Origin of the sequence: Duganella guangzhouensis (assembly GCF_009674535.1) — a bacterium.
Lineage (GTDB): Bacteria > Pseudomonadota > Gammaproteobacteria > Burkholderiales > Burkholderiaceae_D > Rugamonas > Rugamonas guangzhouensis.
Genome location: NZ_WKJK01000020.1, coordinates 25842 through 40144 on the forward strand (window position 1 = coordinate 25842; position 14303 = coordinate 40144).

The window sequence follows — 14303 nt, forward strand, 5'->3', positions numbered from 1 at the left end:
TTTTCTCTTCATTTCCAACAGAGGATTTCACCATGTACCAACGTTTAGCTGTATCCGCCGGCATCGCGATGTTGATGCAAAGTCTTTCCGCACACGCCGCCGAGCCGGCACTGTCAGCACTGGATCTGCAATTGACGCCGCACACCGTCGGCGGCACGGTGGATGGCATCGATGTGCAGGTGCGCGTGCAGGAGCCAAAAGTGGAAGCGGGCAAGGCGCTGTTGCGCATGCCGACTTTCGTGGCGTCGACGCCGACCGCCGCGTATCCGGCCGAAGCGCTTCATGCCAGCGATGCATCCGGTCCGCTGAAGCTGACGGTCTTTGATGAGGCGCCTACGCCGACCGGTAACTATCGCCAGTATCAGGTGGACCGCGCCACCGTGGGCGATGTCACCGTGCACTACACCGGCAAGCCGCGCGAGGTGAATGCGCAGACTCGCAACGGTCCGTTGTTCGACCTGCGGGCGCAAGGCGCCGGTGCGCTGGGCGCGGGTGTTTACTTCCTGGCGCTGCCACCCGGCGAGCAGCCATACAAGCTGAGTGTGAAGTGGGATTTGTCCAAGCTGCCGGCGGGATCGCGCGGCGTGTGGAGCCTGGGCGAGGGCGAGCAGCATACGGTGGGCACGGCGGAAATGCTGGCCTTCAGTGCTTACGCCATGGGGCCAGTGAAGAGCGAGCCGGAAGATGGCAAGGGTAATTTCGGCCTGTACTGGCTGCAGGAACCGCCGTTCGACATGCCCAAGCTGGCGGCGGATACGAAGAAGCTGTATCGCTACATGGCCAACTTCTTCCACGATCCAGATTCGAGCTACCGCGTGTTCGCGCGCCAGAATCCTTATCCTGCGGGTGGAGGCACCGGGCTGGCCAAGTCCTTCATGTTCGGCTACGGCCCTGGCGGCGAAACCGCCAGCGGCGGCGATCAGCAGATGCTGCTGGCCCACGAGATGGCGCACAACTGGCCACGTCTGAACGGCGATGAAAGCCATAGCGACACCGCCTGGTACACCGAAGGCACGGCTGAATACTATTCGACCTCGCTGGCTTACCGCGCTGGCGCCATCAATCTGGATAAATACCTCGCCAATGTTAATGAGCGCGCCGCGAACTATGCGGGCAATCCGTACAAATCGCTGAGCAATACCGAGTCGGGCAAGATCTTCTGGAGCGATGCGCGCGCGCAGCGTGTGCCGTATGGCCGTGGCTTCATGTACTTCGTGCGCTTGAATGCGGAAATCGTCAAGAAGTCCGGTGGCAAGCGTAGCCTGGACAATCTGGTGCAGGAAGTGTTGAAGCGTCAGAAGGCCAACGAGAAGGTCGGCCTGCCGCAATGGCGCGCGCTGGTGGTCAAGGAGCTGGGTGCGGTGGCTGGCACCGAGTTTGACGATATGGCGGCCGGCAAGGATATCGTGCCGCAGAAGGACTCGTTGGGCGCATGCCTGACGGCGGTGTCGTACACCGTGCGTCCGTTCGATCTGGGCTTCGATGAAATGTCGCTGGGGGTAGTGAAGAACCTGCGCAAGGAATCGGCCGCCGCCGCTGCAGGCGTGCATGAAGGCGACAAGATCCTGTCGCTACCGGCGTTGAAAGAAGCGCGCGAGAAGGATGGCAAGGAGCTGGCGGTGGAACTGCAGCGCGGTGACGAGAAGTTGTCGGTGAATTACCTGCCGCGTGGTGCTGGCGTGACCGCATGGCGCTGGGAACCTACCCCGGCCGCCGCCAAAGGGAACTGCAAATTATGATGCGCCCATCGCGTTCGCTGGCGGCGGTGCTGCTGGCGTTGTGCGCGTCGGCCTCGCAGGCCGCCGTGGACAGCTATTCGGTGATGGAGAACGGCGCCAAGGTCGGCAGCCTGACGGCCGACCGCAAGGGCAAGGCGGTGGATATCGCCTACGCCGTCAGCAGCAATGGCCGTGGTCCCAAGCTGAAAGAGCAGCTGGTGCTGGGCGCTGGCGGCATGCCGTCGTCGTGGCAGATCAATGGCAATTCGCTGATGGGCGGTGACGTCCAGGAGTCGATGGCGTATCAGGATGGCACGCTGCGCTGGACCAGTCAGGCGGATAGCGGTGAGCGCAAGCTGGCCGCGCCGGGCCTGTACATCGGCAATGACACCAGCCCGTGGGCGTTGGGCATGTACGCGCAGGCGCTGCTCAAGGCGCCCGGTCTCAAGCTGGATGTGCTGCCAGCCGGTACGCTTAGCCTGGCCAAGCTGCGCGCCGTGCCGCTCAAGCACAACGGCCGCGCGTTGAAGCTGACCGCGTACGTGATCAGTGGTGTGACGCTGGTGCCGAAGTTCCTGCTGCTGGATGATCAGCAGCAGCTGTTCGCCGTTCTGGATGACAGCCTGTTGGTGCGTGGCGGTTTTGAAAACCACTATCAGGAGTTGAAGGCCTTGGGTGACGCGCTGGCTGGCGAGTACCTGGCGTCCTTGCAGCAGCGGCTCGCGCATCGTTTCGATGGCACGGTGCGGATACGGAATGTGCATGTATTCGATCCTGCCAGCGGCCAGCGTGGTCCTTTGTCCAGCGTGACTTACTATCGCGGCGTGATCAGCACGGTGGCGCCGGAAGGTAGCGAGATGGAGGCGGCCGACAAGGAGATCGATGGCAAGGGTGGCACGCTGGTGCCGGGCCTGCACGATATGCACGCGCATAACACGGCATGGAGCGGCTTGTTCTACATCGCCGCTGGCGTTACCGCCACGCGCGACATGGGCAATGAGAATCCGCGTTTGCTGGAACTGAGTCGCCGCACCGAGGCCGGCGAGTTGGCTGGCCCGGACATGATACGCGCCGGTTTCCTGGAAGGCCGCAGCGATTACTCGGCGGCGCTGGGCTTCCTGCCGGCGACGCTGGAAGAGGGCAAGCGCGATGTGCGCTGGTATGCCGATCATGGCTATCGCTGGATCAAGGTGTATAACTCGATGAACCCGGCGTGGGTGGCGCCGCTGGCGGCTGAGGCGCATCGTCTGGGCTTGGGCGTCTTGGGGCACGTGCCGGCTTTTGCGACGCCGGATCAGATGCTGGAAGCGGGCTACGATGAGGTCACCCACATCAATCAACTGATGTTGGGATGGCTGTTGAAGCCGGGTGAGGATACGCGCACGCCGCTGCGTCTGACCGCGCTGTCGCGCGCGGCCGATCTGCAATTGGACAGCGCGCCGGTCAAGCACACGGTGGCGCTGATGAAGCAGCGTAACGCCGGCCTGGATACCACGTTGTCGATCGTCGAGCAGTTGATGATGAGCCGCACCGGCGAGGTGGCGGAAGGCGCGGCCGCGTATCTGGAGCATCTGCCGATTGGCTATCAGCGTTATCGCAAGCGCTCCTACATCAAGTTCAAGGACGACGCGGAGAAGCAGCGCTATGCCGATGCCTTTGCCAAGGTGCTGGAGACCACCGGCATGCTGCATCGCGAGGGTATTGCGCTATGGCCAGGCACCGATGATCCGAGCGGTTTCTTGCTGCACCGTGAAATCGAGCTGTATGTCAAAGCCGGCCTGACACCCGCCGAGGCGCTGAAGATCGCCACGCTGGAGTGCGAGCGCCACTTCGGCCGCGACCAGCAATACGGCAGCATCGAACGTGGCAAGCGGGCCGACTTTCTGCTGGTGCCGGGCGATCCATTGCAGGATCTGAGCCTGCTGCATCGCATCGGCATGGTGGTGAAGGGCGGCGTGGTGTATTACCCCGACCAGATCTACTCGGCGATTAATATCGTTCCGTTTGGCGGAGATAAGTAATGAAAGCTCTCCTGGCCGTTTTGCTGGTTGGCTTGCTGGTCGTGCCTGCGGCTCAAGCGGCCGACAGTAGCTTGCGCTATCAAATCTTCCTGGATAACGGCAAGCTGGCGGGGGAGCAGGTGGTGACGCGGTCGGCGGCGGGAGTGGTCCATGTGCATTACATCTTCAAGGATGACGGGCGTGGGCCGGAATATGACGAGTACTATCGTCTGGCATCGGACGGCAGTCTTGGCGAGTATCGGGTGCAGGGCACGCTGATGTTCGGTTCCAGGGTGGATGAACGATTCCAGCGCAGCGGCACGCACGCGGAGTGGCGTTCCACCGCCGATCGGGGCGAGCGTGAAGTCAACGGCCTGGCGATGTATATGCCGCTCAAAGGTTCGCTGGCGCCGACGTCGATCGCGATTGGTCTGTTGGCGGCCAGGAAGCCAGGCGAGGAGCTGCCGCTGCTGCCATTTGGTTCGCTGCGTCAGCAGGTGCTGGATAAGGTGCAGATTAGCGCAGGCGGCAAGAAGCGCATGGTGCAATTGCTGGCGCAGACTGGCCTGGGGCTGTCGCCCAAGTTTTATTGGGCCATGGTGGAAGCCAAACCGCGCCTGTTCGCGGCGATTGTCCGGGGCAGCAATCCAGAGATGTCGCTGATTGAGGAGGGCTGGAAGGACAGCATCACGCAGCTGGCGGATCGCCAGGCGGCGGCGGAGTCTCGGCTGCTCGCCGAGATGGCGGAAAAATTGCAGCACAAGTTGCCCGGCCTGACGGTGATACGCAACGCGCGCGTATTTGACAGCGAGAAGGCGGTGCTGGGTGCGGCGTCGGATGTGTATGTGATACGCGGCCGCATTGCTACGGTTGTTCCGGCCGGGACGCCGAGTCCTGAGGTGGATCAGGAGATCGACGCGGGTGGGCGCGTGCTGCTGCCAGGGCTATTCGACATGCACGCTCACGTCAAGCGCTGGGACAGTGCGCTGGATCTGGCGGCTGGCGTGACCACGGTGCGTGATATGGCGAATGTGAACACGCAGTTGCAGCAGCTGATGGATGAGACCAATGCCGGCAAGCTGCTGGCGGCGAACGTGGTGCCGGCCGGATTTGTCGATGGCGTGAGTCCTTATACTGGCAACTATGGTTTTGTCATCAAGACCGACGATGAGTGGCAGCGCGCGATCGACTGGTATGCGCAGCATGGTTATCGGCAGTTGAAGATTTACGGTTCCTTCCCGGCGCAGAAGGTGCCGGACGCGGTGGCGTATGCGCATAGCCGTGGCATGCGGGTCGCGGGCCATGTGCCATATGGGCTGAAGGCCGAAGACGTTGTTGCCGCTGGCTACGATGAGCTGACACACATGAATATGGTGATCCTGAATTTTCTGATTGGTCCGGACACCGATACCCGCACGCTGGCGCGCATCACGCTGCCGGCGGAGAAGGCGGCGGAGCTGGATCTGCAATCGGCGCCGGTGCAGGATTTCATTCGCACGCTGGTGGATAAGCAGATTGTGGTCGATCCGACGTTGTGCGTGATGGCGTTCATGAAGCAGCGTGCAGGCGAGGTGACGGAGGTGTATGCGCCGATTGCGGAGTACATGCCGCCCGATGTGCGGCGCAATTACGCGATCGGCATCATGAAGGTGCCGGATGAGAAGGCGGCGCGTTATCAGGCGTCGTATCAAAAGATGATCGATCTGACTGGCATGCTCTATAAAGCGGGCGTGCCGTTGGTGACTGGCACTGATACGGTGGTGTTTGGCGTGCATGCGGAGCTGGAGCTGTATGTGCGGGCCGGCCTGACGCCGGCCCAGGCGTTGCAGGTGGCGACGCTGAATGGCGCGCGCTATTCGCAGACTTTGCACGAACGCGGCACGATCACCCCCGGCAAGCTGGCCGACCTGGTGCTCATTGATGGCGACCCAACCACCAATATTTCGGACATCCGCAAAGTAGCGCTGGTGATGACGCGCGGGCGCCTGATCTATCCCGCTGAAATCGAGCGGACGTTAGGCATCGAGCCGTTTGTGCCCACGCCACCGGCCGTGCACTACTTGCACGAATAAGTTAGCCGTGCCGCAGCGCACAGCGCGCGGCCTATGGCGATGAACTGCTGCTCCGACTTTCTGCTGATTTGACCAGGCACTTCGGGCGTGGTTACAGCCAGCGCAATTTGCAGCAGATGCGAAATTTCTATTTGTGCTGGCCGGAAATTTGCCAGAAACCGTCTGGCAAATTCGAATTGCCTTGGTCTGCGTATGTTCGCCTGATGTCGGTCAGGAGTTCTGCCGCACGGGAATTTTATGAGGCGGAGGCGCTGCGCAATGGCTGGACGGTTAAGCAGCTAGAGCGGCAGGTGAGTAGTCAGTTCTATGAGCGTACGTTGCTGTCGGTTAATAAGGCGAAGATGCTGCGCGACGCGGCAGTGGCGAAACCGGAGGATGTAATCACGCCGGAAGCGGCCATCAGGGATCCGTTCGTGCTGGAATTTCTCAATCTGAAAGATGAGTATTCAGAGTCCGAGCTGGAGGAGGCGCTTGTTCAGCATATGGCGGACTTTCTGCTTGAACTTGGCGACGACTTCGCCTTCGTCGGCCGCCAGCGACGCGGGGCAGATGCATCTCTATCTCAACTATGCACGCGCGCATTGGTGCAAGCCTGATGAGAATCCACCGGTCGGACTCATCCTCTGCACGGAAAAAGGCGAGGCGGAGGCGCGTTATGCTCTGGATGGTCTGCCGGGGCCGGTGATGGCCGGCGAGTACCGGATGTTGCTGCCGGATGAGCAGCTGTTGACGGCGCGCCTGCAGGAGTGGCAGGCACGCGCTATCAGCGCGTGATTAGGGTTGGCCAGACGCTTTCGGGGACGCGCATGGATTCGGCCAGGTAGTTGACCATGGAGGCGATTTTGGCGGATACCGTTGAATGCTGGTAGTAGACCGCGTGGATAGGCTTGTGCTTTTCCTCGGTCTGGTGCGGCAGCACTTCCACCAATCTGCCCTCGGAAATGTCGATCGCGGTCATGAAATCGGACAGGCAGGCGATGCCCATGCCCTGCAAGGCTAGTTGGCGCAGCGTCTCGCCGCTGGCGGCTGCCAGCGATGGTGTGATCTGCACCGGCTTGCCATCAGCGTGGCGCAGCGGCCACTGGTTCAGGATGTCGGGCTCGGTGAAGCCCAGGCGTTGGTGGCGCTCAAGATCGGCCACCGTTTGCGGTACGCCGTGCCGGCTCAGATACGCCGGGCTGGCCACCAGACGAATGCGGGTGCGTCCCAGCAGCCGGCTGTATAGTGTGGAATCCTTCAGCTCACCAATGCGGATCGCCAAATCGACGCGCCGCTCCAACAGGTCGACATAGCCCTCATTGCTGCACAACGCCAGCTCCACCTGCGGATGCAGATCGCGATAGCCCGGCATCAGCGGCACCATCACATGCAGCATGAAAGGCGTCACCGCGTCCACCCGCAATGGGCCGGATAGCTGGCCACGGCGCTCCATGGCGCGATCCTCCGCCAGCCGCACCGATTCGACGATGTTGCGCGCATCCTTGATGAAGCAGTGGCCCTCGTCGGTCAGGTCAAGCCGGCGCGTGGTCCGGCGCAGCAGTGTGGTCTGCAACTTGTCTTCCAGCCGCGCCAGCAGACGGCTGATGGTGGAGACGGGCTGGCCCAGACGGTCCGCCGCCGCCGTTAGCGAGCCGCTGTCCACCACCGCCAGAAACACTGCCAGTTCGTCAATTTCCAGCTTCATTTTTCCACTATCCGCAAAAGTATTTTGAAGATTCCCTACTTTATCTGAGAAAGTGATATCTTGCATAATACATTCCTGAATAATTCCTTTTGCAAGGACTGCTATGCCTACCCCTACTTCCCGCAGCGCTGCGCTGCCTCTGTTAGCCCTGGCGATCGGTGCGTTTGGCATCGGCACCACGGAATTCGGCCCAATGGGCATGTTGTTGACCATCGCCCAGGGCGTAAATGTTTCGATCCCGACGGCGGGCCTGCTGGTGTCCGCCTATGCGATCGGCGTCACGGTCGGTGCGCCGTTCATGACGCTGCTGCTGGCGCGCTGGCCACGCCGCAAGGCGCTGATCGCGTTGATGGCTATCTTCACGCTGGGTAATGTGCTGTCGGCGCTGGCGCCCGGTTATGCCAGCCTGATGGTGGCGCGCGTGATCACCAGCCTGACCCATGGCGCCTTCTTCGGCATCGGCTCGGTGGTGGCCGCCAGCCTGGTGCCGCGCGAGAAGCAGGCCAGCGCGGTGGCGGCGATGTTCCTCGGCCTGACCATCGCCAATATCGGTGGCGTGCCGGCGGCGACCTGGGTCAGCGAGAGCCTGGGCTGGCGCGAGTCCTTTGCCGCGATCGGCACGCTGGGCGTGCTGGCGATGGCGGCGCTGTTCATGTTTCTGCATGAGGGCAGCAAAGGCGAGGCGCCGAATGTGCGCAATGAACTGAAAGTGCTGCTGCGTCCGGTGGTGCTGCAAGCGCTGCTGACTACCGTGCTGGCATCGGGTGCGACCTTCGCGCTGTACACCTACATCAACCCGGCGCTGAAATCGTTCACGCATGCCTCGCCGGGATTCATCACCGCCATGCTGGCCCTGATCGGTATCGGCTTCACGATCGGTAATTCGCTCGGCGGCAAGCTGGCCGACCGTTCGATCGATAAAACCCTGATCGGTTTTCTGGTGCTGGAAACGTTGGTGATGCTAGCCTTCCCGTGGCTGGCGCAAACGCCGGCCGGTGCGGCTGCCGGTCTGCTGGTGTGGGGCATTGCCGCCTTCGCGCTGGTGCCGCCGGTACAGATGCGGGTGATGCGCGCCGCCACCGAGGCGCCTGGTCTGGCATCGTCGGTCAATATCGGCGCCTTCAATCTCGGTAATGCGATCGGCGCGGCGGCGGGTGCGGCGGTGCTGAATGCGAACCTCGGTTATGCGGCGGTGATGTATGCCGGCGCTGGCCTGACGATACTGGCGCTGGCACTGGTGTTGTGGTCGGCGTCGCAGAAAAGTCCGCAAGGCGCGGGCGCGCTGGCTGGAAATTAAGGCGACTAATCATCTGCGTGATTCTTTATTAGGCGATGAAAAAAGTAGCAGTGTGTCTCATTAGAATGGCTGTGCAATTCAATAAACACAACCATAGGGGACACACACATGAGATTGCGCATTGCTACATCTATTCTGATTTCATTGCTGGCGGCGGGCGGCGCTGGCGCAGTGATTACAACGCCCGGTAAGCAGATCGAGTTCCTCAATCGCGGCGCAGTCGCGATCAAATCCGACAGCGGTGTGTTCATCAGCTGGCGTCAGTTAGCCACCGATGCCAGCGGTACGCTGTTCAATGTTTACCGCGACAACGTCAAGCTGAATGGCTCGCCGCTGAATGTGCTGAACTACACCGACAGCAGCGGCACCGCTTCCAATAGCTACACGGTGCGCGCGGTGGTCGGCGGTGTCGAGCAGGACAACGCCAGTGCCGGCGCCACCTGGGGCTCCTACTATAAATCGATACCGGTAACGGCGCCGCCGGCAGGTGTCACGCCGACCGGCGAAGCCTATACCTACGAGATCAACGACGGCACCGCCGCCGATCTCGATGGCGATGGCACCTATGAGCTGATCGTCAAATGGCAGCCCACCAACGCCAAGGACAATTCGCAGTCGGGCTACACCGGCGATACCTACATCGATGCCTACAAGCTGGATGGCACGCGCCTGTGGCGCATCGACCTTGGTCGCAATATCCGCGCCGGCGCCCACTACACCACGATGGTGGCGTATGACCTCGATGGCGATGGCCTGGCCGAGGTGATGCTGAAAACCGCCGATGGCACCATCGATGGTCAGGGCGTGGTGATCGGCAATGCCAGCGCGGATTACCGCAACAGCGCCGGCTACATCCTCACTGGTCCCGAGTTTCTGACCGTGTTCAATGGCCTTACCGGCGCGGCGATGAAGACGGTGGATTATCTGCCGGCGCGCGGCACGGTATCGGCCTGGGGCGATTCCTACGGCAACCGCGTCGACCGCTTCCTGGGCGGCGTCGCCAATCTGGATGGCAACCGTCCGAGCGCCATCTTCTCGCGCGGCTACTACACGCGCGCCGTAATCGCGGCCTGGGACTGGCGTGACGGCGCGCTGACCAGCCGCTGGGTGTTCGACACCGACGTCGCCGGCAGCGCCGCGCGCGGCCAAGGCGCACACTGGTTCGCCACCGGCGATGCCGATGGCGACGGCAAGGATGACATCGTGTACGGCGCCGCCACCATCAGCAGCTACGGCCAGCTGTTGTACAGCACCGGCCGCGGCCACGGCGACGCACTGCATTTCGGCAAGCTGATCCCGGACCGCGCCGGCCAGCAAATCTATATGGTGCATGAAACCCCATCCGTGTACGGCGATTACGGCTCGGAGATGCACGACGCCGCCACCGGCGCCATTATCTGGGGCGTCAGTGGCTCTGGCGCCGACGTTGGCCGGGGCTTGTGCGCGGATATCGATCCGAATTATCCAGGCGAGGAATGCTGGGCCACGCGTGGCGGCGAACGCAGCCCGACCGGTGCGCAGATCTCGACCGGCACGCCGGGCCTGACCAACTTCGCGACCTGGTGGGATGGCGACTTGCAGCGCGAGTTGCTGGACAATGTCGCGATCCAGAAATGGGACGCGGCCAGCAGCTCGCTGACGCCGCTGTTGAACGCGGCATCGCTGGGCGCCGCCTCCAACAACGGCACCAAGGCGACGCCGGTGCTGTCGGCCGACCTGTTCGGCGACTGGCGCGAGGAGCTGGTGCTGCGCAACAGCACCAATACCGCGCTGCTGGTGTTCAGCACCACGATCCCGACCAGCACCCGCATCACCACGCTGATGCACAACCCGCAGTACCGCACCCAAGTGGCCGGGCAGAACGCCGGCTACAACCAGCCGCCGCATCCGAGCTTCTATCTGGGCGCGGGCGCGACCATCTTCCCGCAAGACCCGGTGCACATTCCGTATGACGGCACCGGCACGGTACAGGCGGAGAACGCCATCGTGGCGGGCGGCACGGCGGCGCGCACCGACCGCAGCGGCTATCACGGCAGTGGCTTCCTGGCCTTCCCGGTGGCGGGCGGCACGGCGGAATATGGCCGCATCAACGGTGGCAGCGGCGGCGCCAAGACCATCACCATTCGCTACGCCAATGGCGGCGCGACGCCACGCACCGGTGTGTTGCGCGTGAATGGCGTGCCGCAGGCGGTAACGTTCCGTCTCAGCGGCGGCTGGACCACCTGGACCACGCTGACGGCATCGGTCAATCTGCTGCCGGGCGCGGTGAATACGCTGCGGCTGGAATCCACCGGCCAAAGCCTGGCCAATATCGATGAATTGATCGTGCCATGAAAGGGCTGACCATGAAGAAAATTGCGATCCTGTTTGCGTTGGTGTGCGGTCTGCTGCCGCAGGTGGTGTGGGCGGCGGCCAGCGGCTGGTATCAGCTGGATGCGACCTGGCTGAACGGCTCGTTCAGCGGCCAGTTCCAGTACGACAGCAGCTCGTCGTATGGCATCGTGGCGGTGCAGGGCACGCTGACCGATGTGGCGCAGACCACGGCGATCAGCACGTTGGTGTATCCGGAAAGCGCGGCCGATGGCGCGTGGGTGTTCCTGGCCAACAGCAATCCAGCCGAGGTCGGCGGCCATGATGCCGGCTTCTATCTGTATCTGCTGGAGCAGGGCGGCAAGCTGGTGCTGGATGCCACGGCGAGCAACAGCTTGTATGACTGGAGCAGCGACTATGCCTACTTCGATCAGTTGAACGAGTCGCCGCTGCAGAGCTACACCATCACTGCTGTGCCGGAGCCGGCCAGCGCCGCCATGCTGCTGGGCGGGCTGGCGTTGCTGGCCGGCGTGGTGCGCCGGCGTCAGGTGGTCGGCTGAGCCGGATCAGCTGAAGGTCAGGCCGGGGAAACCGGTGATGTAGCCAACTGCCGCGCCGTAACGGTCGCGGTAGTTGGCGCGGATCAGCGGATCCAGCGTGGTCTGCACTTTGCCGTGCAGCGCGCTGTCCCAATCGCCCGGATGCTGGAAGTTGCTCATGATGTAGGCGAAGCCGTTGATGTCGTCCACCGCGTGCAGGCCGGTCGATTCGGCGCCCGACGGCGTCGACAGAATGCGCGTCAGGGTCTTGGTGTCGACGTTATAGCCCCACAGGAAGTTGTTGACGTGCAGGCCGCTGTCTTCGCCGATGAACAGGGTGCGCAGCTTTTCCGAGAACTTGATGTTGTCCGGGTTGGCGATCTTGTCCGGATTGGCCAGATTGCCCAGCGCGTCGGCGGTGGTCAGGTCTTCACCCACCAGTGCTGGCACGGCGGCCATGTCGACCGGTACCCATTCGCTGTTGATGGCGGTGCCGCTGGTGTCGGTCTGGCCGCTCTTCAGATTCAACGCATACACCACGCCGGCGTTCGGTCCCTTGACCGAGATGCCGCCCGAGCCGTTGGTCATCGCGGCCTGGATGTAGCTCATGGCCGTGTAGGCGATCTTGTCCTTGGCGTTGACGGTGGTGCCTTCCATCTTGGTGAAGCCCAGGCTGCCGCCCTTGTAGGCGGCGTAGCGGTGGGTTTCCAGGAAGGCCGCCGCTTTGTCCATGCCCGATTTGATCTTGATCCAGTTGCTCTTGCCGCTGAACGGGATCTTGGTGTAGCTGGTGTCCGCTGGATCGGCGGTTTTAACGTCGATGATGTCGGCCGCCTTCAGCGAGTCGGCCAGCGCCTTGATCTCGGCCGAGGTGGCGCTGCCCAGCTTGATCCACGTCAGCGTGGCCGAGCCGCCGTTGTCGGCGGTTTTCTGGGTCCATTTGGCGACGTACAGGGTGCCGCTGGACAGGTCTTGCGCCTTGTCGGCGACAAACATGAACAGGCCGCCGTTGGTGGCGTCATCGCCCATCAGCGCGGTGCGCTCGTCCGGCATTACCTGGATCAGCTCGTGCGAGATGCGGCCCAGGCAGTAGTGCTTCTTGCAGCTGCCGGTGCCGTCCGGGTTGACGGTGATTTCCGGCAGATGGCCGTAGTGGTAAGGGTTGGCCTTGGTGGCGTCGCCGTACAGATTGGTGCTGAAGTTGGCGAACTGGGTGTTGGTCGAGATGACGGTGGCGTCCGGCTCGTACTCTTCGCTCGACAAATGGGTGTTCCATGGCGAACGGCTGGCGCCGCAGGTGATCCACAGGCCGTTGGCCGGGCTGGTGTCGACGTTGTGGTATTTGACCAGCGACAGCGCGCCGGTGGTCTTGTCCTGGTCCAACGTCAGGATCGCGATCGGCGATGGCAGCATGCCGTACATCGAGCTGCCGGCGACGTTGCGGGTGGTGTATTCGAACTGCACCACGGCAAACACGGTGTTGCCCTTGATGCCGGACACGGTCGGCGACGCCAGCTTGATCAGCGAGGTGCCGTCCGGGCAGTCGGAGAAGAACTGGCGCTTGTTGGCGTCGGTGCTGTCGAGGATGGCTTTGTTGTTGATGTCGTAGTAGCCGCCGGCCAGGATGGTGCCGCCGCTGCCGTTCGACACCTGGGCGCCGGTGATGAAGAAGGTCTGGTAGGCCAGGCTGTAAGGCACGGTCTTGCCGTCCGAGTACAGCGCCTGCATGCTGGAGGCGACGCTGGTGGTGGCCATGGCGGCGGCGTTGGCCAGCGTCGGTGCGGCCATGCCGGAGAAGCTGACCGACATCAGTTGCGGCGCCGGCGAGGCGGTGTCGCCACCACCGCAGGCGGCCAGCAGGGCGGCGGTGGCACTGCCGCCAGCCAGCGGCAGCAGCGGCGCGCTGGACAGGAATTTGAGGAGGCTGCGACGGGATGGATCAAGTTGTTCGGTCATGTTGTTTACCCTGTTGTAGTGTTTGGTGGTTCGCATGAGGGCATGCGAAGCGGCGGCAATCTTAGCTATTTGGTATGACAGGGTTGTGACATGGCGATACAGTGCGATACATGTTGATACACGGCGCGGGCAGCGTGGCCGGCGGCCGCCGATTGGTAACAAACTTATTCAGCTCGGGCGCGTGGCGGGGAAAAGGTCTATATTGGCTGGTGTACACTTTGCAAGGAGAGCGCCATGCGAACCATGACCCAAACCGTGCTGGCAGGCGTGGCCGCGCTGCTGGCGTCCAGCGCCGCTTTGGCGGAGGTGACTGTCACCTACGTCAAGCCGGAGGATTACAGCGATGTGCCGCGCAGCGTGATCGAGCGCGATCGCACGCTGAAGGACTTCAGCGATTATTTCGCCACGCTGAACAAGAAGCTGCCGCCGGGGCAGAATCTGAAGATCGAGGTGCTGGACATCGATCTGGCCGGGCGCCTGTATCCGCGCCGTGCGGCCGATGATATCCGCGTCATGAACGGCGGCGCCGACTGGCCGCGCATGCATCTGCGCTACACGCTGGAGGAAAACGGTCAGGTGCTGCGCAGCGGCGACGATCAGATCTCCGACATGAATTACCAGTGGAAGCGCAGCAGCTATTTTGATAGCGATCCGATGCGCTATGAAAAGCAGATGCTGGACGATTGGTTCAACAAGGCGATCGTGCCCAAGGTGGCGCAGAAATAGT

9 protein-coding genes and 1 pseudogene are annotated in these 14303 nt (G+C 62.6%); 8 read left to right on the forward strand and 2 right to left on the reverse strand.

Going from position 1 to position 14303, the window contains the following annotated elements; all coding sequences use genetic code 11:
- Positions 1–32: 32 nt before the first annotated feature.
- From GJ699_RS28025 to GJ699_RS28040, 4 genes and pseudogenes are all read left to right on the forward strand, one after another.
- Complete coding sequence (locus GJ699_RS28025; protein ID WP_195763669.1) at positions 33–1739, forward strand: M61 family metallopeptidase; 1707 nt, start codon at positions 33–35, stop codon at positions 1737–1739.
- On the forward strand, positions 1736–3739 hold the full coding sequence (locus tag GJ699_RS28030) for an amidohydrolase family protein (protein WP_154382679.1): 2004 nt from the start codon (positions 1736–1738) through the stop codon (positions 3737–3739). Before GJ699_RS28025 ends, GJ699_RS28030 begins: the two co-directional genes overlap by 4 nt.
- Positions 3739–5790, forward strand: coding sequence for an amidohydrolase family protein (locus tag GJ699_RS28035; RefSeq protein WP_154382681.1), 2052 nt, complete (start codon positions 3739–3741; stop codon positions 5788–5790). The genes GJ699_RS28030 and GJ699_RS28035 overlap by 1 nt, the downstream gene beginning before the upstream one ends.
- A 20-nt stretch (positions 5791–5810) precedes the next feature.
- Positions 5811–6564, forward strand: a pseudogene (locus GJ699_RS28040) (PDDEXK nuclease domain-containing protein); the annotation flags it as partial.
- Here the strand turns inward: GJ699_RS28040 and GJ699_RS28045 are convergent.
- Positions 6554–7474, reverse strand: coding sequence for a LysR family transcriptional regulator (locus GJ699_RS28045; RefSeq protein ID WP_154382683.1), 921 nt, complete (start codon positions 7472–7474; stop codon positions 6554–6556). The pseudogene GJ699_RS28040 and the gene GJ699_RS28045 overlap by 11 nt on opposite strands.
- Positions 7475–7577: 103 nt before the next feature.
- Here GJ699_RS28045 and GJ699_RS28050 point away from each other — a divergent pair, with 103 nt between their 5' ends.
- The 3 genes from GJ699_RS28050 (at position 7578) to GJ699_RS28060 (ending at position 11641) form a co-directional block, all read left to right on the forward strand.
- On the forward strand, positions 7578–8771 hold the full coding sequence (locus tag GJ699_RS28050; protein WP_154382685.1) for an MFS transporter: 1194 nt from the start codon (positions 7578–7580) through the stop codon (positions 8769–8771).
- Positions 8772–8879: 108 nt separating this feature from the next.
- The gene (locus tag GJ699_RS28055) at positions 8880–11105 is read left to right on the forward strand and encodes a rhamnogalacturonan lyase family protein (RefSeq protein ID WP_195763670.1); all 2226 of its coding nucleotides are present in this window, start codon (positions 8880–8882) and stop codon (positions 11103–11105) included.
- The gene (locus GJ699_RS28060; RefSeq protein WP_154382687.1) at positions 11102–11641 is read left to right on the forward strand and encodes a PEP-CTERM sorting domain-containing protein; all 540 of its coding nucleotides are present in this window, start codon (positions 11102–11104) and stop codon (positions 11639–11641) included. Before GJ699_RS28055 ends, GJ699_RS28060 begins: the two co-directional genes overlap by 4 nt.
- 6 nt (positions 11642–11647) lie before the next feature.
- On the opposite strand, the gene GJ699_RS28065 is transcribed toward GJ699_RS28060, so the two are convergent.
- The gene (locus GJ699_RS28065) at positions 11648–13576 is read right to left on the reverse strand and encodes a PhoX family protein (RefSeq protein WP_154382689.1); all 1929 of its coding nucleotides are present in this window, start codon (positions 13574–13576) and stop codon (positions 11648–11650) included.
- A gap of 234 nt (positions 13577–13810) precedes the next feature.
- On the opposite strand from GJ699_RS28065, the gene GJ699_RS28070 reads away from it, so the two are divergent.
- Positions 13811–14302 (forward strand): DUF3016 domain-containing protein, encoded by a 492-nt coding sequence (locus tag GJ699_RS28070; protein ID WP_154382691.1) that lies wholly within the window; start codon positions 13811–13813, stop codon positions 14300–14302.
- Position 14303 lies beyond the last annotated feature (1 nt).

Excerpts from the sequence above, each read along its gene's own strand:
- GJ699_RS28055 (WP_195763670.1), top strand. The coding sequence starts at position 8,880 with ATGAGATTGCGCATTGCTACATCTATTCTGATTTCATTGCTGGCGGCG.
- GJ699_RS28060 (WP_154382687.1), top strand. The coding sequence starts at position 11,102 with ATGAAAGGGCTGACCATGAAGAAAATTGCGATCCTGTTTGCGTTGGTG.
- GJ699_RS28070 (WP_154382691.1), top strand. The coding sequence starts at position 13,811 with ATGCGAACCATGACCCAAACCGTGCTGGCAGGCGTGGCCGCGCTGCTG.
- GJ699_RS28050 (WP_154382685.1), top strand. The coding sequence starts at position 7,578 with ATGCCTACCCCTACTTCCCGCAGCGCTGCGCTGCCTCTGTTAGCCCTG.
- GJ699_RS28045 (WP_154382683.1), bottom strand. The coding sequence starts at position 7,474 with ATGAAGCTGGAAATTGACGAACTGGCAGTGTTTCTGGCGGTGGTGGAC.
- GJ699_RS28065 (WP_154382689.1), bottom strand. The coding sequence starts at position 13,576 with ATGACCGAACAACTTGATCCATCCCGTCGCAGCCTCCTCAAATTCCTG.
- GJ699_RS28030 (WP_154382679.1), top strand. The coding sequence starts at position 1,736 with ATGATGCGCCCATCGCGTTCGCTGGCGGCGGTGCTGCTGGCGTTGTGC.
- GJ699_RS28025 (WP_195763669.1), top strand. The coding sequence starts at position 33 with ATGTACCAACGTTTAGCTGTATCCGCCGGCATCGCGATGTTGATGCAA.
- GJ699_RS28035 (WP_154382681.1), top strand. The coding sequence starts at position 3,739 with ATGAAAGCTCTCCTGGCCGTTTTGCTGGTTGGCTTGCTGGTCGTGCCT.